Annotated in this window: 25 protein-coding genes; 15 read left to right on the top strand and 10 right to left on the bottom strand. The window is 69.7% G+C overall.

The features are described 5' to 3' along the window. The first annotated feature begins 73 nt into the window (after positions 1–73). A complete protein-coding gene (locus tag ACZ7OU_RS07580; protein ID WP_470254545.1) occupies positions 74–940 on the top strand; it encodes an HIRAN domain-containing protein in 867 nt (288 codons plus the stop codon). A gap of 49 nt (positions 941–989) precedes the next feature. Here ACZ7OU_RS07580 and fbaA read toward each other — a convergent pair whose 3' ends face one another. Continuing rightward, entirely contained in the window at positions 990–2,021 is a 1,032-nt protein-coding gene (fbaA, locus tag ACZ7OU_RS07575) for a class II fructose-bisphosphate aldolase (protein WP_470240366.1), read from the bottom strand. A gap of 153 nt (positions 2,022–2,174) precedes the next feature. Then, complete coding sequence (locus tag ACZ7OU_RS07570) at positions 2,175–2,996, bottom strand: LLM class F420-dependent oxidoreductase (protein ID WP_470254544.1); 822 nt, start codon at positions 2,994–2,996, stop codon at positions 2,175–2,177. A gap of 63 nt (positions 2,997–3,059) precedes the next feature. Here ACZ7OU_RS07570 and ACZ7OU_RS07565 point away from each other — a divergent pair, with 63 nt between their 5' ends. From ACZ7OU_RS07565 to ACZ7OU_RS07540, 6 genes are all read left to right on the top strand, one after another. After that, a complete protein-coding gene (locus tag ACZ7OU_RS07565) occupies positions 3,060–3,968 on the top strand; it encodes an aldo/keto reductase (protein WP_470254543.1) in 909 nt (302 codons plus the stop codon). Between the two features lie 82 nt (positions 3,969–4,050). Beyond that, entirely contained in the window at positions 4,051–4,962 is a 912-nt protein-coding gene (locus ACZ7OU_RS07560; RefSeq protein ID WP_470254542.1) for an SDR family oxidoreductase, read from the top strand. A gap of 2 nt (positions 4,963–4,964) precedes the next feature. Next, positions 4,965–5,438, top strand: coding sequence for a pyridoxamine 5'-phosphate oxidase family protein (locus ACZ7OU_RS07555; RefSeq protein ID WP_470240362.1), 474 nt, complete (start codon positions 4,965–4,967; stop codon positions 5,436–5,438). Between the two features lie 83 nt (positions 5,439–5,521). Next, positions 5,522–6,994: a flavin-containing monooxygenase gene (locus ACZ7OU_RS07550; RefSeq protein ID WP_470254541.1), complete on the top strand. Its 1,473-nt coding sequence runs from the start codon at positions 5,522–5,524 to the stop codon at positions 6,992–6,994. Then, positions 6,991–7,848: a metal-dependent hydrolase gene (locus ACZ7OU_RS07545; protein ID WP_470254540.1), complete on the top strand. Its 858-nt coding sequence runs from the start codon at positions 6,991–6,993 to the stop codon at positions 7,846–7,848. Before ACZ7OU_RS07550 ends, ACZ7OU_RS07545 begins: the two co-directional genes overlap by 4 nt. Then, the gene (locus tag ACZ7OU_RS07540; RefSeq protein WP_470254539.1) at positions 7,845–8,837 is read left to right on the top strand and encodes a PDR/VanB family oxidoreductase; all 993 of its coding nucleotides are present in this window, start codon (positions 7,845–7,847) and stop codon (positions 8,835–8,837) included. The genes ACZ7OU_RS07545 and ACZ7OU_RS07540 overlap by 4 nt, the downstream gene beginning before the upstream one ends. On the opposite strand, the gene ACZ7OU_RS07535 is transcribed toward ACZ7OU_RS07540, so the two are convergent. Next, positions 8,832–9,113, bottom strand: coding sequence for a YciI family protein (locus tag ACZ7OU_RS07535; RefSeq protein WP_470254538.1), 282 nt, complete (start codon positions 9,111–9,113; stop codon positions 8,832–8,834). The two genes, ACZ7OU_RS07540 and ACZ7OU_RS07535, sit on opposite strands and share 6 nt — an antisense overlap. A gap of 189 nt (positions 9,114–9,302) precedes the next feature. Here ACZ7OU_RS07535 and ACZ7OU_RS07530 point away from each other — a divergent pair, with 189 nt between their 5' ends. The 4 genes from ACZ7OU_RS07530 to ACZ7OU_RS07515 all read left to right on the top strand — a co-directional run bounded on the left by ACZ7OU_RS07530 (position 9,303) and on the right by ACZ7OU_RS07515 (position 12,253). Then, the gene (locus tag ACZ7OU_RS07530; RefSeq protein ID WP_470240804.1) at positions 9,303–9,875 is read left to right on the top strand and encodes an RNA polymerase sigma factor; all 573 of its coding nucleotides are present in this window, start codon (positions 9,303–9,305) and stop codon (positions 9,873–9,875) included. A 91-nt stretch (positions 9,876–9,966) separates the two neighbouring features. Beyond that, positions 9,967–11,118 (top strand): N-acetylglucosamine-6-phosphate deacetylase, encoded by a 1,152-nt coding sequence (nagA, locus tag ACZ7OU_RS07525; RefSeq protein WP_470255893.1) that lies wholly within the window; start codon positions 9,967–9,969, stop codon positions 11,116–11,118. 25 nt (positions 11,119–11,143) lie between these two features. Continuing rightward, the gene (locus ACZ7OU_RS07520) at positions 11,144–11,506 is read left to right on the top strand and encodes a hypothetical protein (protein ID WP_470240358.1); all 363 of its coding nucleotides are present in this window, start codon (positions 11,144–11,146) and stop codon (positions 11,504–11,506) included. A gap of 45 nt (positions 11,507–11,551) precedes the next feature. Continuing rightward, positions 11,552–12,253, top strand: coding sequence for a DedA family protein (locus ACZ7OU_RS07515; protein ID WP_470254537.1), 702 nt, complete (start codon positions 11,552–11,554; stop codon positions 12,251–12,253). Between the two features lie 51 nt (positions 12,254–12,304). Here the strand turns inward: ACZ7OU_RS07515 and ACZ7OU_RS07510 are convergent, their stop codons facing one another. Both ACZ7OU_RS07510 and ACZ7OU_RS07505 read right to left on the bottom strand, forming a co-directional pair. Continuing rightward, positions 12,305–13,696: an FAD-binding oxidoreductase gene (locus ACZ7OU_RS07510; protein WP_470254536.1), complete on the bottom strand. Its 1,392-nt coding sequence runs from the start codon at positions 13,694–13,696 to the stop codon at positions 12,305–12,307. 72 nt (positions 13,697–13,768) lie between these two features. Next, a complete protein-coding gene (locus ACZ7OU_RS07505; protein WP_470254535.1) occupies positions 13,769–14,194 on the bottom strand; it encodes a PPOX class F420-dependent oxidoreductase in 426 nt (141 codons plus the stop codon). A 186-nt stretch (positions 14,195–14,380) separates the two neighbouring features. Here ACZ7OU_RS07505 and ACZ7OU_RS07500 point away from each other — a divergent pair, with 186 nt between their 5' ends. From ACZ7OU_RS07500 to ACZ7OU_RS07485, 4 genes are all read left to right on the top strand, one after another. Next, entirely contained in the window at positions 14,381–14,911 is a 531-nt protein-coding gene (locus ACZ7OU_RS07500) for a MarR family winged helix-turn-helix transcriptional regulator (RefSeq protein WP_470240354.1), read from the top strand. After that, on the top strand, positions 14,908–17,514 hold the full coding sequence (locus ACZ7OU_RS07495) for a DHA2 family efflux MFS transporter permease subunit (protein ID WP_470254534.1): 2,607 nt from the start codon (positions 14,908–14,910) through the stop codon (positions 17,512–17,514). Before ACZ7OU_RS07500 ends, ACZ7OU_RS07495 begins: the two co-directional genes overlap by 4 nt. After that, on the top strand, positions 17,511–18,332 hold the full coding sequence (locus ACZ7OU_RS07490; protein WP_470240352.1) for a YceI family protein: 822 nt from the start codon (positions 17,511–17,513) through the stop codon (positions 18,330–18,332). Before ACZ7OU_RS07495 ends, ACZ7OU_RS07490 begins: the two co-directional genes overlap by 4 nt. Before the next feature lie 133 nt (positions 18,333–18,465). After that, complete coding sequence (locus tag ACZ7OU_RS07485; RefSeq protein WP_470240351.1) at positions 18,466–19,134, top strand: DedA family protein; 669 nt, start codon at positions 18,466–18,468, stop codon at positions 19,132–19,134. A 1-nt stretch (position 19,135) separates the two neighbouring features. Here the strand turns inward: ACZ7OU_RS07485 and ACZ7OU_RS07480 are convergent, their stop codons facing one another. The 5 genes from ACZ7OU_RS07480 to ACZ7OU_RS07460 form a co-directional block, all read right to left on the bottom strand. Beyond that, positions 19,136–19,549, bottom strand: a complete 414-nt coding sequence (locus ACZ7OU_RS07480) for a VOC family protein (protein ID WP_470240350.1) — start codon at positions 19,547–19,549, stop codon at positions 19,136–19,138. Positions 19,550–19,733: 184 nt separating this feature from the next. Then, positions 19,734–20,774 carry a 2OG-Fe(II) oxygenase family protein gene (locus ACZ7OU_RS07475; protein WP_470254533.1) on the bottom strand — a complete coding sequence of 347 codons (1,041 nt, stop codon included), beginning with the start codon at positions 20,772–20,774 and terminating at the stop codon, positions 19,734–19,736. A gap of 72 nt (positions 20,775–20,846) precedes the next feature. Further along, positions 20,847–21,587 carry an SDR family oxidoreductase gene (locus tag ACZ7OU_RS07470; RefSeq protein WP_470254532.1) on the bottom strand — a complete coding sequence of 247 codons (741 nt, stop codon included), beginning with the start codon at positions 21,585–21,587 and terminating at the stop codon, positions 20,847–20,849. A 2-nt stretch (positions 21,588–21,589) separates the two neighbouring features. Next, positions 21,590–22,225 carry a nucleoside/nucleotide kinase family protein gene (locus ACZ7OU_RS07465; protein ID WP_470240347.1) on the bottom strand — a complete coding sequence of 212 codons (636 nt, stop codon included), beginning with the start codon at positions 22,223–22,225 and terminating at the stop codon, positions 21,590–21,592. Further along, a complete protein-coding gene (locus tag ACZ7OU_RS07460) occupies positions 22,222–23,049 on the bottom strand; it encodes a PfkB family carbohydrate kinase (protein WP_470240802.1) in 828 nt (275 codons plus the stop codon). The genes ACZ7OU_RS07465 and ACZ7OU_RS07460 overlap by 4 nt, the downstream gene beginning before the upstream one ends. Position 23,050 lies beyond the last annotated feature (1 nt).

Raw genomic sequence — 23,050 nt, 5'->3', positions numbered from 1 at the left:
AACTGCGCCGAGGTCGGAGGACGAGGACATGTGGCCCTTCTCGCGGAAGAATAAGGCGCCGCACCCTCAAGGGGTGCCGGCTCCCGCCCGGCCCCCTCGGCAACCGGTCTCCGCCGGAGGCCGGCAGGTCGCCGTCCAGCCGCCGAGCCCGAGTGCGGCGCGCCTCGAGCTCGTCCCCCTTTCGGATGACGGCCGGCTCGCTGTCGTCGGCGAAAGTCACTACCAGGACGCACTCCGGCAGGTCGCCGGCGGAAGAGCCTTCGGCACGGACTTCGAAGCACACCTGCCCGCGACGGCGGTACTGGTACCAGAGCCGGAGAATCCTTGGGACCGGAACGCCGTGCGGGTGGACGCCCTGCTGGGCAACCGCCCGCTCAAGGTCGGTTACCTGTCCAGCACCTGGGCCGAGGACTACCAGCCTGAACTGCTGAAACTTCGAGCCGCCGGCGCGCTGGGCACCTGCCCGGCGCGGATCACCGGTGGCGGAGCGAAGTCGTACGGCATCTACCTCCACGTGGCCGGCCCCGACGAGCTGCACGCCCGCAAAGAACCCGAAGACCCGGTGGTCGCGAAGCTGACGGCCTCGGACGTGCTTCTCCGGAACGCCTGGTCGTGCACGGTGACCAAGGAGGAGAACCACCAGGATGTTCTCCGCGACTTCGCCCCCACGGGCAAGCAGGAGTACCGGGAGGTCGTGGCGTCTTTGACGTTCTGCACGATCGAGAGCGGCAAGTACCAGGGCCGGCGGGCCATCGAAGTCCGCCTCGGCGATCACCGCGTCGGCCAGCTCACCCACGCGATGACCGAGAGGTACCGAACGATGGTCGAGCGGTTCTCGGAGCAGAACCTGGTAGTCCGGTGCGAGGCCTACACGACCAGAACAGCCAAGGGTGTCGAGGTGGAGCTTCTGATGCCACGGGACCCGCGACGCGACAAATAATACGACGAAGGGGCCGCCACAGACGTCGTAGCGGCCCCTTCGCGTGTGACTACTTGACCTTCGTGCCCGCCGAGCCCAGGGCCTGGCAAGCCTCCACCACACGCTGAGCCATCCCGGCCTCAGCGGCCTTCAGGTACGAGCGCGGGTCATAAACCTTCTTGTTGCCGACCTCGCCGTCGATCTTCAGCACTCCGTCGTAGTTCTTGAAGAAGTGGTCCACGATCGGGCGGGTGAACGCGTACTGCGTGTCCGTGTCGACGTTCATCTTCACCACGCCGTACGACACCGCCTCGCGGATCTCCTCCGGGAGCGAGCCCGAGCCGCCGTGGAAGACCAGCTCGAACGGCTTCGAGCCGGCCGGCAGGCCGAGCTTCTTCGACGCCGCCTCCTGGCCGCCCTTCAGCACGTCCGGGCGCAGCTTCACGTTGCCCGGCTTGTACACGCCGTGGACGTTGCCGAAGGTCGCCGCCAGCAGGTAGCGGCCGCGGTCGCCGGAGCCGAGCGCGTCGATCGTCTTCAGGAAGTCGCCTTCGGCGGTGTACAGCTTCTCGTTGATCTCGGCCTCGACGCCGTCCTCTTCGCCGCCGACGACGCCGATCTCCACCTCGAGGATGATCTTCGCGGCGGCCGTCTTCGCGAGCAGCTCCTGCGCGATGTCGAGGTTCTCGTCGAGGTCGATCGCCGAGCCGTCCCACATGTGGGACTGGAACAGCGGGTTCTGGCCGTTCTTGACGCGCTCGGCCGAGATCTCGATCAGCGGCCGGACGAAACCGTCCAGCTTGTCCTTCGGGCAGTGGTCGGTGTGCAGCGCGACGTTGACGTCGTACTTCGCCGCCACGACCTGCGCGAACTCGGCCAGCGCGACCGAGCCGGTCACCATGTCCTTGACCTTCTGGCCCGACGCGAACTCCGCGCCGCCGGTGGAGAACTGGATGATCCCGTCGCTCTCCGCCTCGGCGAACCCGCGGATGGCGGCGTTCACGGTCTCGGACGAGGTCACGTTGATGGCCGGGTAGGCGAACTCGTTCGCCTTGGCCCGGTCGAGCATCTCCGCGTAGACCTCGGGGGTCGCGATGGGCATCGGTGTTCCTCCTTGGCAGGGATGGGTCCCGACCGCATCGTACGAGGTGGACCGCCGCCGCACACCGGTCCCCGGGGAGAAACTTCTCCGCACGTGGAATCGGTTCAGAAGGAGGTTCGTCCGGCCGCCGGCGAACCGGCGGCCGGACGAGGATCACAGCAGCTCGGCGGCCAGCGCGCGGTAGGCCGGCCACGGGTCGTCGTTGAGCACCTGGACGTTCACGTGGTCCGCGCCCGCCTCGAAGTGGGCCGACAGGCCGCGCGCCACCGTTTCGGCGTCACCGTGCAGGGTCAGCGCGTCGACCAGGCGGTCACTGCCCTCGCCTGCGAGATCCTCGTCGGTGAAACCGAGTTTCCGCAGGTTGGCGGTGTAGTTCGACAGCCCGAGGTAGAACTTCACGGTCTTGCGGCCGATCGCGCGGGCCTTCTCGGCGTCGGTCTCGAGGACGACCTTGTGCTCCGGGGCCAGCAGCTTGCCCGCGCCGAGGATCTCCCGGGCGTCGCGGGTGTGCTCCGGCGTCACCAGGTAGGGGTGCGCGCCGGCGGTGCGGTCGGCGGACAGCTTGACGACCTTCGGGCCGAGCGCGGCCAGCGCCCGGCCGGAAACCGGCACGCCCGCCGCGTCGAGACCGTCGAGGTAGTCGACCAGCGCCGCGTACGGCTTCTTGTACTCCTTCGTCGCCTCGCGGTGCCCCGCGCCGACGCCGAGCAGGAACCGGTCCGGGTACTTCCCGGTGATCCGCTCGTACGCCTTCGCGATGTCCGCGGGCTCGTCCTGCCAGATGTTCACGATGCCGGTCGCGACGACCAGCGAGTCCGTCGCCGCCAGCAGGTCGTCCACGTAGGCGAGGTCACCACCGGGTGAGCCGCCCAGCCAGATCGCGCCGTAGCCGAGCTTCTCCGCCTCGGCCGCGAAGCTCGCGTCGACCTGCGCGTAGTGCCGCCAGATACCGATCTTGCCCAGTTCGATTGCCATGGAACACTCCAACGCGTGGGACAGCGATTTTCCTCCCGGGATCGGCGAACTAACGTCGAAGGCATGACCAAGCTGGGCAACACCGACCTCGACGTGTACGGACTCAACCTCGGCGGCAACGTCTTCGGCTGGACGGCGGACGAGGCGCAGTCCTTCGCCGTGCTGGACGCCTACGCCGCGGCCGGCGGCAACTTCGTGGACTCCGCCGACCTCTACGGCGGGGGCGGCGGCTCCGAGGAGATCCTCGGCAACTGGCTCGCCGCGCGCGGCAACCGGGACGACGTCGTCGTCGCGACCAAGGTCGGCATGTGGGACGGCCGGCCGGGCCTGTCCGCGAAGAACATCCAGGCCGCGGCCGAAGACTCGCTGCGCCGCCTCAAAACCGACCACATCGACCTCTACTACGCGCACCGGGACGACCCGGACACCCCGCTCGAGGAGACCCTCACGGCGTTCGACGCGCTGGTCCGCGCGGGCAAGGTGCGCCACCTCGGCGCGTCCAACTACAGCGCCGAGCGGCTCGCCGACGCACTGTCCATTTCGGACAAGAACGGCCTGGCCCGCTACGCCGTGCTGCAGCCGCACTACAACCTCGTCGAGCGGGACTACGAGCGCGAGCTCGCCCCGCTCGTCGCGAGCGAAGGCCTGGCCACCCTGCCTTTCTTCTCGCTCGCGAAGGGCTTCCTGACCGGCAAGTACCGGACGAAGGACCACAACGTCGACAGCCCGCGCGCCGCCCGCGCGGAGTCCTATTTGGACGAACACGGCGAACGCGTGCTCGCGAAGCTCGACGAGGTGGCGGCGGCGCACGGCACCTCGGTCGCCGCGGTGGCGCTCGCCTGGCTGCGGCAGCAGCCGACAGTCGCCGCGCCGATCGCCAGTGCCCGGACGACCGAGCAGCTGACCGACCTGATCGCGTCGGTGAGCCTCGAACTGACCGACGCCGAAGTCGCCGCGTTGAGTGAAGCCTAGAACCTACTTCTGGGTAGCTTACTGCCAGTAAGGTGAGGTACGGTGCCCTCCGGAAGCGACGTTCGACGTCCAGGAGGGCACCGTGGCCAACCCGTTTTCGCTGCTGAGCGGCACCAAGAAGGTCGACGGCAAGGTCGTGCTGATCACCGGCGCCGCCCGCGGCATCGGTGCCGGGCTGGCCGAACGCCTCGCCGCCCGCGGCGCGAAGGTCGCCCTCGTCGGCCTCGAAGCCGAGGAGCAGCAGAAGGTCGCCGACCGCATCGGCGCGAACGCGCGCTCCTGGGAAGCCGACGTCACCAGCTGGGACGCGCTCGAAGCGGCGACAGCCGGCGTCGTCGAGCACTTCGGCGGGATCGACATCGTCATCGCCAACGCCGGCATCGCGACCGCGGGCTTCGTCCGCTCGGTCGACCGGGCCGCGTTCGAAAAGGTCATCGAGGTCGACCTGCTCGGCGTCTGGCGCACGTTCCGCGTCACGCTCCCGCACGTCATCGAGCGCAAGGGCTACCTGCTGGCCATCTCGAGCCTCGCCGCGATCACGCACGCGCCGGGCATGGCGAACTACTCCGCCGCGAAAGCCGGCGTCGAGGCGTTCTCCAACAGCCTCCGCGCCGAGGTCGCCCACCTGGGCGTGAAGGTCGGCGTCGCGCACCCGACGTGGATCCGCACCGACCTCGTCGAGAGCGCCGACGCGCACCCCGTGTTCGGCAAGCTCCGCGCGTCGATGCCCGGCCTGATCGGCAAGACCTACCCGATCGACACCGCGCTGGACGACCTCGAAGCCGGCATCCTCAAGCGCGCCCGGACCATCCACGTGCCGCGCTGGGTCGGCGGCCTCAAGCTGTTCCGCGCGTTCCTGCCGCCGATCATCGAAATCGGGTCCCGCAGCCGGGTACCTTCGGCGGACAAGGCCGCGCTGGCCGACATCGAGGCGCGCGGCGCGTTCGAGTCGGCGGTCACCGGCCACGGCGGCCGGGCCGCCACCAAGGGGTGAGCATGTCCCGTCGCGACCAGATCCGGATGACCGAGGACGAAGTGCGCGCGTACTTCGCCGAGCAGAAGGTCATCAACGTCGCCAGCGTCGGCCCGAACGGCCGCCCGCACCTCGCGCCGCTCTGGTACTACCCGCACGAGGACGGCGTCGCGACCTGGACGTACGGCACCTCGCAGAAGGCGAAGAACCTCCGGCGGCTGCCGGAGGCGACGGTGCTGATCGAGGACGGCGACAGCTACGAGAAGCTCCGCGGCATCTCGCTCGAGGCCGACGTCGAGCTCATCGAGGACACCGCGGAAGTCACGCAGATGGGGATCACACTCATGCAGCGGTACGCGGGCGCCAAGCCGGGCGACCCCGTACCGTCCGAGCTGAGCGCCTTCATCGCAGGTCAGGCCCCCAAGCGGATCGGGCTGGTCTTCCGCCCGACGAAGATCGTCAGCTGGGACCACACGAAGCTCGGCGGGACCTACTAGTCGGTAGACAGTACTTCCAAGTAACTGTTACTTGAGGTAACGTCATCTCCGCAGTTTCCTCGAAGCAGCGGAGGCCGAGACAGATGACCGAGCGGTTCAAGGTCGTGATCGTGGGCACCGGATTTTCCGGGCTCGGCCAGGCGATCCAGCTCGAAAAGGCCGGCATCCGGGACTACGTGATCCTGGAGAAGGCCACCGAGGTGGGTGGCACCTGGCGCGACAACTCCTACCCCGGGTGCGCGTGCGACGTGCAGTCGCACATGTACTCGTTCTCGTACGAGCAGAACCCGGACTGGTCGCGGTCGTTCTCGCCGCAGCCGGAGATCTTCGACTACCTCAAGGGCGTCGCGGACAAGTACCGGCTGCGCGAGAAGATCCGCTTCGGCGTCGAGCTCACCGGCGCCCACTGGGACGAGCGCGAGCGCCGCTGGACGGCGACCACGAAGGACGGCCGCGAGTTCGTCGCGCAGTTCCTCGTCTCCGGCGTCGGCGGCCTGCACATCCCGCAGGTCCCCGAGCTGCCCGGGATCAAGAGCTTCAAGGGCCAGACCTGGCACTCCGCGCAGTGGAACCACGAGTACGACCTGCGCGGCAAGAAGGTCGCCGTCGTCGGCACCGGCGCCAGCGCGGTCCAGTTCGTCCCGAAGATCGCCCCCGACGTCGCCGAGCTGACGCTCTTCCAGCGGACGCCGCCGTGGATCATGCCGAAGCCCGACCACGCGATGCCGTCGTGGGCGCAGACGCTGTTCAAGCGCGTCCCCGGCACCCAGCGCCTCTACCGCAACGCGCTGTACTGGCTGCTCGAAGCGCGGGCCATCGGCTTCAACGGCCACCCGGCGATCATGAAGGCCGGTGAGCTGATCGCCAAGCGCAACATCGCGAAGGGCATCAAGGACTCCGCGCTGCGCAAGAAGGTCACGCCCGACTACACGATGGGCTGCAAGCGCGTCCTGATCTCCAACGACTACTACCCGGCGCTGGGCCGGCCGAACGTCGACGTGAACACCTCCGGGATCAAGGAGGTCAAGGCGCACTCGATCGTCGACTCCGCCGGGGTCGAGCACGAGGTCGACGCGATCATCTACGGCACCGGGTTCAAGGTGACCGACGCGCTCGAGTACCTCGACATCACCGGCGTCGACGGCCGCGACCTCGCCAAGGAGTGGGCCGCCGAGGGCATGCAGACCCACAAGGGCATCGCCGTCTCCGGCTTCCCGAACCTCTTCTTCCTGCTCGGCCCGAACACCGCGCTGGGCCACAACTCCGTGGTGTTCATGATCGAGTCGCAGTCGCGGTACGTCGTCGACGCCATCAAGCTCGCCGGCTCGCGTGACGCCGCCGCGCTCGACGTCCGGCCGGGCGTGCAGGACAAGTTCCAGCGGGACATCCAGGACAAGCTGGTCAAGGGGGTCTGGACGCAGGGCGGCTGCAAGAGCTGGTACCTCGACGCCAAGGGCGTCAACCGGACGATCTGGCCCGGCTTCACCTGGCGCTACTGGCTGGAGACGCGGAAGGTGGACCCGGCCGACTACGAGCTGTCCGGCCGGGCGTCGTGACCGCCGAGGACGAGCAGCTCGTCCTCCACGCGCGGAACGTCGAGTTCGACTGGGCATCGCTGCCGATGCACTGGATCCCGGGCGAACCGCAGGTCACGCACACCATGAACGTCCTGCACCTGGCGCTGCCCGAGGGCGAACGCTGGTTCGTCGAGGTCTTCAAGCAGGCGGTGCCGCTGATCCGCGACGAGCGGCTCAAGGCGGACGTCCTCGGCTTCATCGGCCAGGAGGCGGTGCACGCCGAGGCGCACGACGGCGCGGCGGCGCACCTCGAAGCCGCGGGCCTGCCGGTGCGGCCGTTCGTCGCGCAGATGGAGTGGCTGTTCCGCAAGCTGCTCGGCGACCGCGACCTGACCGGCCGGGCGGCCGAGGAGTGGCTGGTCGAACGGCTCGGGATCGTCGCCGCGATCGAGCACTACACGGCGTTCCTCGGCCAGTGGGTGCTCGACGCGCCCCTGGAGGCCGCGGGCGCCGACCCGGTGATGCTCGACCTGCTGCGCTGGCACGGCGCCGAAGAGGTCGAGCACCGGTCCGTCGCGTTCGACCTGTTCATGCACCTGGACGGGCGGTACACCCGGCGCGTGCGCAGCATGGCCGCGGTGACGCCGGTGCTGGCCTGGGTGTTCTCCCGCGGCACGCGGTACCTGATGCGCAACGACCCGACGCGGCCCGGCCGCGCGACGCTGCGGGGCTACCGGCGCGCGGCGAAGCGGCGGTTGCTGCCGACCGGGCGCCAGCTGGTGCGCGAGATCCGGCCGTACTTCCGGAAAACCTACCACCCGACGGCGACCGGGAACACCGAGCAGGCGGTGGCGTACCTGGCGAGCTCACCGGCCGCACGGGCGGCGGAATGACCCTCGGCCGGCCGACCCGGCTGGACGGCAGCGACCGCACCGACCGCCTGATGTCCACTTTGGTCGGTGTCGTCGGTGTTTACCGCCGGTTGTCGGAATTCAGCGGCAAGCGGCGGCCGGCGGTGCGGGCCGTCGACCGGAACCTGCCGCTGCTCGTCGAAGCCGTCGAAACCGAAGCTCAAGACGTGGTCAGCCTGCGGCTCGTGAACGGCGGGCCGCTCCCCGCGTGGCGCCCGGGCGCGCACCTCGACCTCGTCCTGCCGTCCGGGCTGGTCCGGCAGTACTCCCTGTGCGGCGATCCGTCCGAAAAGGACCATTACCGGATCGCGGTGCGGAAGATCGGCGTCGCGTCGGCCGAGGTGCACGCCCTCCGGCCAGGTCAGGAAGTCGTCGTGCGCGGCCCGCGGACAGCGTTCCCGTTCGTCGGCGAGGGGCCGTTCCTGTTCGTCGCCGGCGGCATCGGGATCACGCCGATCCTGCCGATGGTCCACCGCGCGAGGGCGTCGGGCGCGGACTGGCGGCTCGTCTACACCGGCCGCAGCCGGGAGTCGATGCCGTTCCTCGACGAACTGGAAGGCGACGACCGCGTGTGGATCCGCCCGGACACGGAGTACGGCGTCCCGGCCTCGGGCGCGGAACTGCTGGCAGATCTGCCCGAAGGGGCATCGGTGTACTGCTGCGGCCCGGTGCCGATGATCACCGGCGTCCGCGTCGACCTGGAGCTGACCGGCGCGAAAGCCGTCCACTTCGAACGGTTCGCCCCGCCGCCGATCGTCGACGGCGAGCCGTTCCGGCTGACTCTCCGCCGGTCAGGGCAGGTCTTGGACGTTCCCGCCGGCCGGACCGCCCTCGACGTCCTCCTCGAGACGCGCCCCGGCACGCCCTATTCGTGCCGCCAGGGCTTCTGCGGGACGTGTGCGGTGCCGGCGGCCGGCGGCGGGTCGATGCGGATCTGCGTCGACCGCGGCACCACCGTGCTCGACCTATGACTCGGGGACCCAGGCGCCGATGACCGGCCTGAACTCCCGAACCGTCCGCTCGGCGATCACGCCTTCCAGGTAGTACGGGTCCTGGCCGATCGTCTCCTGCAGGTGCGCCTCGTCGTCGGCCTGGTAGAGCGTCACGCCGCCGGTGCCGTCGCCGAGCGGGCCGGCCACCGCGACCCGGCCTTCTGCGGCGAGCTTGGCCAGGAAGTCGCGGTGGCGCGGGCGCACCTCCTGCAGCTTTTCCTGGACGTAGGTGATTTCGACGAGGTACCAAGCCATGTGGATCTCCGTGCTCGGACGGGCGGGATGCGACCGACGCTACCCTGTGTCCCAGTATCCGAACGCTGGCGAGGCGGGGCCAACCCGATAGGCTGGGCGTGCGTCAGTACCTGTGTGAGCGCTGTGAATACCGTGAGCCTGCTGACGCGACGGACCGTGCAAACCGGGGTCGAGGACAGGCAGGGGTTCATGCTCGAGGGCAATGCGGAACGCAGTGTCGAGGCGACCCTCGGCCACCTGCGGGTCATGGACGGTCCGGCCCCGGCACAGGTGCCGGTGCCCCTGACCCTCGAAGACCTCTACCGCCAGCACCGCATGCGGCTGGTCCGGCTGGCGATTCTGCTGGTGGACGAGCCCGCGACGGCGGAAGACGTCGTCCAGGAGGCCTTCACCGGCCTGCATCGCAACTGGGGACGGCTCCGGGACGCCGCGGCCGCCGTCGGCTACCTGCGCACGGCCGTGGTCAACGGTTCTCGCAGCGTGCTGCGCCGGCGCAAGACGGCCCGCGAATACGTGCCGCCGCACGCGGTCAACGCGCGGTCTGCGGAGAGCCTCGCGATGCTCTCCAGCGAGCACCAAGCCGTGGTCAGCGCCCTGTCCAAGCTGCCGCCCCGCCAGCGCGAGGTGCTGGTGCTGCGTTACTACGGTGGGCTGAGCGAAGCGGAAATCTCTGAGGCCGCAGGCATTTCCAAGGGTACCGTTAAGTCGACCGCCAGCCGGGCGCTCGAGGCACTCCAGAAGGCCATGCAGGCCCCGCAGTGACCCGGGTGGACCATTCCAGTCACTGAGTCGTATCACCATGCTTGGTCCAGACCAATATATGCTGGGGTGCGTGAGAGGCGCCGGAGATTTCGTGATCATGGGCGGCCGGGTCGCTGCCCCGGACCGTGTACTCGATGACGGCTGGGTAGCCGTCTCCGACGGGCGGATCGCCGGCGTGGGTTCCGGGACCCCGCCGTCGGGCGAATACGTCGACGTCGGCGGGGCATTGGTGGTGCCCGGATTCGTCGACACCCACTGCCACGGCGGGGGAGGTGCTTCGTTCACCTCCCTCGATCCGGAGGAGCTCCTGACGGCGGTGCGAGCGCACCGCCGTCACGGCACCACGACCATGCTCGCCAGCCTGGTCTCCGATCCGGTGGACATCCTGCGTGAGCAGGTCGCCGCGCTGCGTGAGATCGTCCAGGACGGCGAGGTCGCGGGCATCCACCTGGAGGGCCCGTTCATCTCGAAGGCCCGCTGCGGGGCGCACGACCCGGAGACGCTGCTCGAGCCGGACACCGGCACGGTCGACAAGCTCCTGCGCGCCGGCCAGGGCGCGATCCGGATGGTCACCATCGCCCCGGAGCTGTACGGCGGCATCAAGGCCGTCCGGCAGCTGGCCGAATCGGGCGTCATCGCCGCCATCGGGCACACCGACGGCGTCGAGGAGCAGCTGTTGCCTGCCATCGACGCGGGCGCGTCGGTCGCGACGCACCTGTTCAACGGCATGCGGCCGCTGCACCACCGCGAACCCGGGCCGGTCGGGGCACTGCTCGATGACGAGCGCATCACGATCGAGCTCATCTGCGACCTGGTGCACCTGCACCCGACCGTGGTGCGGCTGGCCGCGAAGCACGCGGGCCGCGACCGGACGGTGCTGATCACCGACGCGATGTCGGCCACCGACGCCGCCGACGGCCGCTACACGCTGGGCCGGCTCGAGGTCGACGTCCACGACGGCGTCGCGACGCTGGCCGACAACGGTTCGCTGGCCGGCAGCACCCTGACGATGGACACCGCCTTCCGCAATCTGGTCCGGGGTGCGAAACTCGGCATCCTCGACGCGGTGCACGCGACGTCGCAACGACCCGCCGAGCTGCTCGGCATCGCCGGTCACACCGGGATGCTGTGCCCCGGGTACGTGGCCGACATCGTCGTCCTCGACCAGGACCTGCGGCCCGCGAAGGTGCTGCGCCGGGGTGAATGGGTCGCCGAGGTGGGTACGGCTACCTTGAGTACCTGAGTGCCGACGAGCGAAACGGGCGGAGATGAGCGAGCCGAAGGACCCCGAGCAGCTGCTGGCGGACGCCCTTCGCGCGCAAGCCGTCTTCGCCCCTTCGGCGTCACCGGCGCCGGCTCGCGACTCCGAGCCGGCCACGGACGCCGTCCCGACCAGCGCGATCAACGAGCTGCCTTCGGCGTACGGGTTGTTGTCGGGGGCGAGCGCGGACTCCCTGGAGCGCGAGCGCGCGGCCCTGGACCCGGCCCCCGAGGCGCCCACTGCTTACGTCCCGCGTCCCCCGGAGCCGCCCCGGCTGGGCGCGCAGCTGCCCGCGTACTGGATTTTGTTGCTCGCGGTGCTGCTGGGGCTCGCGGCGGGGTCCGTGGTGGGCCTGCTCACGCTGGTCTGACCGGGTCTCAGTAACAACTCAGGGTGACCCTGTACCGTTTTTGGGGTGATTCTCGCCCAGAGCACGGTCAACACGATGTCCCTGCTGCCGTCATGGCTCGACCCGCAGCACCTGCTGAGCGGCCTGACCACGCCGGTCATCGCGGTGCTCTGCCTGATCATCTTCATCGAGAGCAGCGTCTTCCCGGTGCTGCCCGGTGACTCCCTGCTGTTCACGGCCGGCCTGTTCATCGCGAACGGCACCCTCGACGCGCCGTTGTGGCTGGTCTGCGTCCTGGTGACGGTCGCGGCGCTGCTCGGCAACGTGGTCGGGTACTACCTCGGTTACTTCGTCGGGCCCAAGCTGTTCAACCGGCCGGACTCGAAGATCTTCAAGCAGGAGTACGTCCACAAGACGCACGAGTTCCTGGAGAAACACGGGCCCAAGGCGGTCGTGCTGGCCCGGTTCGTGCCGTTCGTCCGGACGTTCATCACGTGGATCGCGGGCATCGGCCGCATGGACCCGAAGCGTTACTTCACGTACACGGTGATCGGCGGCATCCTCTGGGCCGCGGGCATCACGGTGCTGGGCTCGCTCCTCGGCGGCGTGTCGTTCATCGCGAACAACGTCGACGCGATCTTCGTGCTGATCGTCCTGGTGTCGGTGGTCCCGATCGTGATCGAGTACCTGAAGGCGCGGCGCGAGAAGAAGGCTTCGGCAGAGACCGATGCCGAGGTGACGCAGAAGATTCCGCGGGTGCGGGACTGAGGTTTGCCCGACGAGAAGGGCCCCACCGGTCGGCGGTGGGGCCCTTCTTCGTCAGGTTATCGAGAACATCGAGCCCGGGTTGAACAGGTTCTCCGGGTCCAGCGCCGCCTTGATCTGGCGGTGGACCCGCAGCCCCACCGGCCCGATCTCCCGCGCCAGCCACTCGCGCTTGATCTTCCCGACCCCGTGCTCGCCCGTCACCGTCCCGCCGAGGGACAACCCCACCTCGAGGATCGCGTCGAACGCCTTCTGGGCCCGCGCGAACTCGTCCGCGTCGTCCGGCTGGTAGACGATCGTCGGGTGCATGTTGCCGTCGCCCGCGTGGCCGACCACCGCGATCCGCAACCCCACCTCCGAACTGATCTTCTCGCAGCCGCGGATCAGCTCCGCGATGCGCGTGCGCGGGACGCAGACGTCGTCGGTCAGCCACTGGCCGTACGTCTCCAGCGCCGTCAAGACCACCCGGCGGGCCTGCAGCAGCATCCGGCCCTCTTCGAGGTCCTCCGTCGTGTACGCCAGGTCCGCGCCGCAGTCGGTGCAGATCTGCTCGATCGCCGCCAGCTCGCGGCGGGCCACCTCGCCGCCCGCGTCCGACTGGCCCAGCAGCAGCGCCTGGCAGTCCGACCCCGCCCCCAGATCGGTCTTCAAGTACGTCTCGGACGCCTTGATCGACGACGCGTCCATGATCTCCAGCAGCGACGGCACCAGCCCCTCGCGCACGATCCGGGCCACGGCCTCGCCGGCGGCTTCAGTGGTCGTGAAGCCCGCGACGAGCGTCGACGGAGCCTGGGGCAGCGGCTTGAGCTGGACCGTCGCCTGCGTGATGACGCCGAGCGTGCCCTCACTGCCCACGAACAGCCGGGCCAGGTCGTACCCGGCGACGCCCTTGACCGTCCGCCGTCCGGTCTTGAGCAGGGACCCGTCGGCCAGGACGACCTCCAGGCCCAGCACCGAGTCCGTCGTGACGCCGTACTTCACGCAGCAGAGGCCGCCCGCGTTGGTCGAGAGGTTGCCGCCGATCGTGCACCAGTCGTAGCTCGACGGGTCCGGCGGATAGAAGAGCCCGTGCTTCTCGACGGCGTTGCGGAAGTCCAGGTTGACCACGCCCGGCTGCACGACCGCGAGCCGGTTGCCCGGGTCGATCTCGACGATCTCGTTCAGCTTGGTCAGCGACAGCGTCACGCAGCCGTCGATGGCGTTCGCGGCCCCGGACAGGCCGCTGCCCGCCCCCCGCGGCACGATCGGCACCCCGGCCTCGGCACACGCCTTGACGACGGCCTGCACCTCCTCGACGTTCGCGGGCAGCACGACGGCGAGCGGCCGGCCGGACGGCGCCAGCGGCATCATGTCGCGCGCGTACGACGCGGTGACGTCGGAGTCGGTGAGCACGGCGCTCTTGCCGAGCAGGTCGCGGAGCCGGGTGACCAGGGCTTCGTTGCTCATGGCCTCATCGTAAGCCCGGACAGTCCGCACTGCGGAACTAAAGTTTCAAAACCAGCCGCGCGGACCAGCCCGTCAGCGAACCAGGCCGAGCAGCTTGTCGATGTGGATCGTCAGCAGCACCCGCTGGTCGCTGACCATCGCGTCGCGGTACTCGTCCCAGTTGGGGTGCTCGCCCGCCGCGCGGCGGTAGTAGTCGACGAGCGCCTCGACGGTCTCGTCGTCCCGTGACGCCGCCGGCGCGGTGAGCGAAGCGGTCCCCTCCGCGACGACGTAGCTCCAGCCATCCTCGCTGCCCACGTGGTAGGTCACCCGCGGGTCGCGGCGCATGTTCTTCGTCTTCGCCCGCGTCTCCGTGATCGACGCGGTGATCGTGCCCGTCTCCGCGTCGTACAGGTGCGTGATCGTGGACAGCTGGGGCCGCCCGTCGCGCCGGATGGTGGCCAGGACGCCGTGGCGGTGGGCGGCGAGGAAGTCCTTCAGCGCTGTGTCGTCGGTCATACCCCTACCCAACCCGTGAGCGGCGCCCTTGTTCCAGCAGCCCGGAGGAAATCTGCTTGCATACGGCAACTAAAGTGTGTTCCGACACATCGTCCGACCCTCCGCTTGCATAACCGCTAGTGAAGGCACATCCTTGCCTGAGGCAACTAGTTGCAGCCGCCAACCAACGCCGTTGAAGGATCCCTCATGGCACCGAACAGCTCCGCCACCCGGCCCAAAGCCGAGCTGGACCTCGCCGACCAGCTCGGGCACGAGCTCGTCCGCCTGGTCCGCCTGATCAACAAGGCGAAGTCCCAGGTGTCCAAGCAGGGACCGGACGGGATCGAGCGGGCGGCCTACGCGATCCTCTTCACCCTCATCCACGAAGGCCCGCAGCGCACCAGCCGGCTCGCCGAGTCGCTCCACTCCGAGATCTCCACGATCAGCAGGCAGTCGAGCTCGCTCGTCCAGCACGGCCTGGTCGAGCGTCAGGCCGACCCCGAGGACGGGCGGGCGTGCCTGCTCGCGCCGACCTCCGAGGGCATGCGGGTGTTCGAAGAGAACCGCAAGCAGCGCAACCAATGGCTGGCCGACGTACTCGGGGACTGGACCGACGGGGAAGTCCAGACCCTGAACAAGCTGTTCGGCCGACTCAACACAGGTATCGAGAACCACTCTCCACAACTGGCCGACGCCCACGCGTCCGCCGGTGCTCCGGCCAAGGGGGCCAACGCATGAGTTCCACCACCGAAACGCCGGCCCTGACCGAGGTGGGTCAACCACCCCGGCTGAGCCACCGCCAGATCGTCACGATCCTGAGCGGCCTGATGTGCGGCATGTTCCTCGCCGCCCTCGACCAGACGATCGTCGGCACGTCGATCGTCAAGATCGCCAACGACCTGCACGGCTTCGACCTGCAGGCGTGGGCGACCACGGCGTACCTGATCACCTCGACGATCGTCACGCCGATCTACGGCAAGCTCTCCGACATCTACGGCCGCAAGCCGTTCTACCTGGCCGCGATCACGATCTTCGTCGCCGGTTCGCTGGCCTCGGCCTTCGCGCAGTCGATGTACCAGCTGGCCGCGTTCCGCGCGGTGCAGGGCCTCGGCGCCGGCGGCCTGATGTCGCTGGCCATGACGATCCTCGGCGACATCGTGCCGCCACGCGAACGCGCGAAGTACCAGGGTTACATCCTCGCCGTGTTCGGCCTGTCCACCGTGCTGGGCCCGGTGCTCGGCGGCTTCTTCGCCGGCATCGACCACGCCGGCAGCATCTTCGGCTACGACATCCACGGCTGGCGCTGGGTCTTCCTGATCAACGTCCCGATCGGCATCCTCGCGCTGTTCGTCGTCGCCCGGGTGCTGAACGTGCCGCACGAGCGGCACGACCACAAGATCGACTGGTGGGGCGCGCTCGCTCTCGTCGTCGCGGTGGTGCCGTTCCTGATCGTCGCCGAGCAGGGTCAGAAGTGGGGCTGGGGCGACGGCAAGGCGATCCTCTGCTACGTCGTCGGTGCCGTCGGCGTGCTCGCGTTCATCGCGATCGAACGGTGGATGAAGGAAGCCGCGCTGATCCCGCTGCGGCTGTTCAAGAACTCGACGTTCACCGTGGCGATCATCGGCGGCATCATCGTCGGTGTCGCGATGTTCGGCGCGATCACGATGATCCCGCAGTTCATGCAGGTCGTGCAGGGCTACACGCCGACCGAGTCCGGGCTGCTGATGCTGCCGCTGATGGCGGGCATCATGACCAGCTCGATCGTTTCGGGCCGGCTCACCGGGAAGACCGGGCGCTACAAGATCTTCCCGATCGTCGGCACCATCCTGATCGCCGGTGGCGCGTTCTTCTTCGCGCAGGTCAAGTACGACTCGCCGCTGTGGCACCCGCTGGTCGCGGCCGCCATCATCGGTCTCGGCCTCGGCCAGTGCATGCAGACGCTGATCATCGCGGTGCAGAACGCGGGCCCGCGCAGCGACATGGGCGTCTCGACCGCGTCGGCGACGTTCTTCCGCCAGATCGGTGGTACCGCCGGTGTCGCGATCTTCCTGACGGTCCTGTTCAACACCCTGATGCCCAACATCACGAAGGCGTTCGGCGGTCAGCTGCCCGCCGGTGCCGGCGCGAACATCGGCAACCTGTCCGAGAACACCAGCGTGATCCAGTCGCTGCCGGACGCGATCAAGACCCCGATCCTGGTCGGCTTCACCGAGTCGATCACCACGGTGTTCTACATCGCGGGCGCGGTGGCCCTGCTGGCCACGGTGGTGCTGCTGTTCATGAAGGAGATCCCGCTGACCAACGCGGCTCCGGCCGCGGCGACCATGGAGGGCGGCGAGGCGCTGCTCGACTCGGACCAGCACGACTTCGCCGACGAGCCCACCGAGATCGTCGAGCCGGTCAAGCCGGTCGACCGCGAGCCGGCACTGGTCGGCGGCGGGAAGCACGCCTTGAGCACCAACGGGCACGGCGACTACCAGGCCGTGTCGGGCGCGCTGCCGATGCCGATCACGAACTCCGTCTCCGAGTCCGAGCTCGACGCCCCCGTCGGCGCGGGCGGGGTGCCGGTCGTCGGGCACGTGCGCCGTCAGGACGGCACCCACGTGTCCGGTGCGGCACTGACCCTGATCGACCAGCGCGGCCGCCAGGTCGCGCGGGCCACCGGTGCCTCGGACGGCAGCTACTCGGTCCCGAGCCAGGGCCCGGGCGCGTACGTCCTCATCGTGTCGGCCCACGGTCACCAGCCGCAGGCCTCGAGCGTCGTGATCAGCAACGGGCCGGCGACGGTCGATGTCACGCTCACCGGGTCCGGCGAGCTGACCGGCACCGTGAAGGCCGCCGCGACCGGTTCGCCGCTGCCGAACGTCACGGTGACGCTGACCGACAGCCGCGGCGAGGTCAACGGCGCGTTCATCACGACCACGGACGGCACCTACGCCTTCGTCGGAGTCGGCGCCGGGGCCTACACCCTGGTCGCCAGCGGCGCGGGCCACCGGCCCGTCGCGGTGACGCTGACCGTGCCGGACAGCGGCGTGCTGCGCCACGACGTCGAGCTGTCCAGCTCGGTGCAGCTCAGCGGGGTCGCGCGGACCGAGGGCGACCGGGTGGTCCCGGACGCGCGGATCACCGTCCTCGACGCCGAAGGCAACGTCGCGGCCGTGGCCCGGACCGACGGCGAAGGCCGGTACCTGGTGAGCGACCTGCCCGCGGGCTCGTACACCGTGGTCGCGAGCGGCTACCCGCCGGCGACCAGCCAGGTGGAGCTGACCGGCGGCGAGGCCGGCCACGACGTCCGGCTGAGCTACGACCAGGCCTTCGACGAGCTGGTCGACCGGTCATGACCGGTCTGCGCGCGACCTTCCGCACGGCCGAGGGCTGGGCGGTGGAGCACGCGGTGCTCACCGTGACCGACCCGGCCGGGCGGCAGGTCGCCCGGCAGGCGGCCGACGTCCGCGGGGAGGTCGTCACCGACGCCCTCCCGGCGGGCACCTACACCGCCGTCGTCACTGCGGCCGGGTACACCCCGGTCGCCCGGATGACGCAGGTCGCCTCGGACGGCTCGGGCTCGCTCGGCGACGTCGTGCTGGCCCCGGTCGCCGAGGCGATCGACCTGCCGCCCGCCGGGCCGTGGACGATCGACCCGATGCACTCGTCGGTGGTCGCGACCGCCCGGCACCTGGGCATCGCGAGCATCAAGGCACGGTTCCCGGACGTGTCCGGCCGGATCGAGATCGGCCGCCCGGCCGAGCGGTCGTCGGTGCACGCCGAGATCAAGGCGGCGAGCATCGACACGAACATCCGGATGCGCGACGACCACCTGCGCTCGCCGGACTTCCTCGACGTCGACGTCCACCCGGTCATCACGTTCGCGAGCACGGGGATGCGCCAGCGCGGCGTGGACTCGTGGACGCTGCTGGGCGACCTGACGCTGCACGGCGAGCGTCGCGAGATCGAGCTCGAGCTGACCTACGGCGGCTGGGGCCCGGACCCGTGGGGCGGCGTGCGCGTGGCGTTCCACGCCGAGACGACGCTGCACCGGAACGACTTCGCGATCAACTACAGCGCGATGGTCCGGGCGGGCGTCGCGGCGGTCGGCACGGTCGTGAAGATCGAGCTGGACGTCGAAGCGGTCCAGGGCGAGTCACTGCCGCAGTTCTGAAGTCTCCTCGTTCGGGAAGGCCCTCTCACCGCTGGTGAGGGGGCCTTCACCGTTCGTAGATCCTGAATATCCCAGTGCGCTCGATTCGACCGTTCGCCGTGGCCCGTTCACCTGGGCCACGTAGGCTCCAGGTGTGAACGTCGTGAGCTTCGAGGCCGCGGGCGTCGGCGTGAGCTGGCTGGACACCGCCGGTCCGCTGCTCGTCTGGGTGATCGTGCTGAGCTTCGTGCTGGTCGAATGCGCGCTGATCATCGGGCTGTTCCTGCCCGGCGACTCGCTGCTGTTCGGGGCCGGCGTGGTGCTGGCCCAGCACGGCTCGGACGCGAACGCGTGGTTCCTCTCGGGGGCCGCGCTGATCGTCGCCGTGCTCGGCAACCAGATCGGCTACTACATCGGGCGCACCGGCGGCACCAAGCTCATCGCCCGCCGCGACGGCAAGGTGCTGAACCGGCAGGCTCTCGAACGCGCACAGCGGTTCCTGGACCGCAGGGGCTTCTTCGCGATCGTGGCGGCCCGCTGGATCCCGTGGATCCGCACGCTGGCGCCGCTGATCGCCGGCGCGGCTCGCATGGACCCGCGCCGCTTCATGGCGGCGACGGCACTGGGCGGGCTGCTGTGGGTACCGACGCTGGTGCTGCTCGGCTACTACGGCGCGGGCCTGCTGGACGTCCTGCCGTGGCTGAAGACGGCGGCGCTGTGGGGCAGCATCGCGTTCTTCGTGATCGGCACCGGGTACGGCGTGCTGCGCTACCGCCAGGAGATGCGCCGCCCGGTCGAAGAACGCGACGACGCGCGGGCCTGACTCAAAGCTCCGGGTCGGCCCAGATTTCGAGCTGGATGCCGTCCGGGTCGCGGAACACGACCACCCGCGAGCCCTCGAACGTCCGAGACGGCGCGGCCGGCAGGTAGGAAACCCCGAACTCCGCGAGGCGGCTCTCCCATTCGGCCAGCTCGGCCTCGGAACCGACCTTGAAGGCGACGTGGTCGAGCCCGGTTCTGCGTTCGTCGAACCCGCGTCTTCCGGTGTCCGCGTGCTGGACCAGCACCACGGAGAACTCGTCCCCGGCGGACCGGAGCACGACCTTGCGCAGTCCCGTGTCCGGCTCTTCTCGCCGGATGACCTCCTCGAGGTCGAGAACGCGGACGTACCAGGGCACGCTGCGGTCCACGTCGGTCACGGTGAGCGCGAGATGGTGCACGGACATGAGTTTTGCCATGGCTTTCGAAGCCGTCCTTTCGCGTGGCGGCTCCCCAGAGTTGCACAGCGTTCGCCTGGCGAAACGAGGGTGACCAAGTTCCCCGTCCGATCGTGATCTCGCCGTCTCCGGACGTCTCATACTGCGGAAACAACCTACCGCCGGTCACCCCCGTCTTACGGATGGTGACCGACGGTGACGTCGATCACTCGCTCGCGGCCAGGCTCCCCACCCGGATCCGGTCGAGCGTGGCCAGCCGCCCTTCACGGTTGATGCGGTGCGTGGTCACCCGGTCGGGGTAGCAGCGGGTGAACATGTTCGTGAAGTGCGTGCCGTAGTGGATGTACTCGTCACCCCCGGCCAGGGGGCGGACGGCGGCGCCGAACGACGGCTCGTGGAAGTACGCCATCGTGTACCGCTCGCGCGTCGCGAGCCGGACCTTGTGCGGGGTCGACAGCAGCCGGCCGCCGGTGAGGAACTGGAGGATGTCGCCGGGGAAGACGGTGAACACCCGCGGCTCGGGTTCGACGAAGTGCCACGGCTCCTCGTCCTGGTACATCCCGGCCGTGCTCTCCTCCGGCAGCCAGTTGCGGTTGCGGGCCTCGCCGGGCACCGGCGGCCGGATCGAGAGGCCACCGACGTCGTCCTGCGCGGCGATCACGAGCAGGCCGTAGTCGGTGTGCGCGCCGATCCCGCGTTCGGTCGTCGCGGACCGGGCGGGAAACCGCAGCACGCGCATGTGGTGCCAGCCATCGTGAGTGAGCCGCGTCAGTCGATCCATCTCCACCTCGAGACCGAGTGCGACGAGCTTCAACAATTTCTCACCGATTTCCCCGACCTCGTGGAGATAGTTTTTCATCGCCGTCCGATAGTCCTCGTCCGGCCAGGGCACCGGACCGTGACACGGCCAGGCTTCGGTGACCCGGGTGTCGGCGAGCGGGACATCTGGGCACACGGTGAAGATCTCGGAGTAGTCGGCTTCGCCCGCGGTCACCTCTTCCCCGGAGGCGATGTAGCCGCTGTAGGTCAGATCGCTGACGAACTTCGCCTTTTCCGGCAAGGGTCTGGCGAAGAACCGATGACTCGCAGCAAGCGCTTCCCCGGTGATCCGGTCCTGCTCCGCCGTGGCGGCGACCTGGAAGATCCCGTCGGTTTCCCAGGTGCGGATCAGCTGACGGCCGAGTATTCGATCAACCGTCGTCCCACTCACCGAACCAGGGAGTTCGAACGTACGCAAAGCAGTCATTTCCTGTTCACCTTTCGCGCGGTTTCGGGAACGTTCACCACACGAATAGCAGGAATTGCCGGTTCAGGGGGATCAGCGGCCGCCGCCGACGTCGAGCACCGCCCCCGTGGTGAACGACGACGCGGACGACAGCAGGAACAGCACGGCCTCGGCGATTTCGGCCGGCTGACCGGCGCGTCCCAGCGGGATCTGCGGCGCGTACTTCGCCATCCGGTCCGGCAGTCCGGCGGCCTCGTGCAGGCCGGTGTGGATCATCCCGGGCGCGACCGCGTTGACCCGGATGCCCTCGCCCGCGACCTCCTGGGCGAGCCCGAACGTCAGGGTGTCGACAGCGGCCTTCGACGCCGCGTAGTGCACCCACTCCCCGGCTGACCCGGTGCGCGCGGCCGTCGAGGAGATGTTGACGATCGCGCCGCCGTCGCCGCCGTACCGCGCCGACATCCGGCGGACCGCCTCGCGGCAGCACAGGAACACCCCGGTGACGTTGACGTCGAGCGTCCGCCGGACGACCTCGACGTCGTAGGAGTCGAGCCGCCCGGGCGTGTTGCCGACGATCGCGGCGTTGTTGACCAGCGCTTTCACCGGCCCGAGCGCCTCGGCCGCGTCGAACAGCGCACGGACGTCGTCCTCGCTGGAGACGTCCGCGCGGACCGCCAGCGCCTGACGGCCGCGCGCCCGCACCTCGTCGGCCACCGCTTCGGCGGGCACCGGATCACCCGAGAAGTTGACCACGACGTCGTGGCCGCGCTCGGCCGCCAGCGAGCAGATGGCCGCGCCGATCCCCCGGCTGCCGCCGGTGACGATGAGCGTCATCGTCAGATCGCGAAGTTGGCCAGCGGCAGGTTCTCGAGCACGAGGTCCGCGCGGTCGCGCGTCTGCGAGATGAGGTCGGCGTTGCGCTGGTCCGAACCGAGCGCGCGCTGCTTCGCTTCGACCAGCGAACGGCCGTAGCGGCGGTGGCGCGACACGAGCCGTTCGATCCGCTCGGGCTCGTCCGGCGCGAGGAACCAGGCCTCGGTGAGCAGCGGCCGGATGGCGCTCCACGGGTCGTCCGGCAGCAGCAGGTAGTTACCCTCGGTGATCACCAGCTGGACCTCCGGCGGCACCGCCACGGCCCCGGCGATCGGCTCCTCGATCTCGCGGCGGAACTCCGGCGCGTACACCGTCTCGCGGCCTTCGGCGAGGCGGCGGATCAGGTGGTAGTAGCCGGCCGCGTCGAACGTGTCCGGCGCGCCCTTGCGCTCGGAGCGCTCCAGCCGGCGCAGCTCGACCTGCGCGAGGTGGAAGCCGTCCATGCCGACCACCGCGGCCCGCGAGCCGAGCGCGTTGGCCAGCGCCCAGGCCAGCGTGGTCTTGCCCGACGCGGGCGCGCCGATGATGCCCAGCACGTTGCGCTGCCCGCGCACGGTCAGGCCCTCGGCCCGGGCCAGCAGGTCGTCGAACGCCGTCATGTCCTGTTCCTTCCTGCGATCGCGGTCGTCCACGACCGCGGTCCCACATGCCGCACCCGTTCGGCGGCCACCTCGTTGGCGAAGCGAATCCGGTCCGTCACCGTCGGTTCGCGTGTCACGGCCACGGCGAGCGCGCCGTGCCAGACGTCGCCCGCACCTAGTGTGTCCCGCGCTTCCACGCCCGCGACAGGCACCTCACCCGAGCTGCCGTCCGCAGTGGACCACCGCACCGGGCCGGGACCCGCGGTGGTGATGACGGTGGCGACGCCGCGCTGGTGCAGCCCCGGCTCCGGCGCGGTGAAGTGCGCGGAGCAGGCGGCGACGTCGACCAGCGGGAGGAGCTCGTCGAGCACGGGCTTCCAGCTCCCGGCGTCGAGCACGACCGGCGCCTTCGCTCCCCGCGCGACCGCCAGCGCGAGCTCCGGGTAGTGCCCGTCGAGCAGCACGACGTCCGTCTCGGGAAGCGCCACTTTCACCGGAAAGTGGCGGTTGGCGGCGTTGCGGGAGACGACCGTGCGCTCGCCGTCGCGGTCACGGACGGCGACGGCGCTGACCGGCGGCGGATCGGGCAGTTCGGGAGCCAGGTCGACGACCCGGACCCCGTGCGCTTCGAGGTCGGCGCGGGCGAGCGCGGCCAGCGGGTGTGCACCGAGGACGGTCAGCAGGGTCGCTTCGGCGCCGAGCGCGGCGGCCGTCACCGCGGCGTTCGTCGCGGGCCCCCCGGCCGCGACGTCCACCCGCAGTGACTGCACCTTCTCACCCGGTGCCGGAAGCTCGTCGACCCGCTGGACGACGTCCACGGTGCACAAGCCCGCCAGCAGCACT

Source organism: Amycolatopsis sp. NPDC114505 (genome assembly GCF_055633615.1).
The sequence above is the reverse complement of the archived record's forward strand: the minus strand, read 5'-3'. Positions and strand labels throughout refer to the sequence as shown.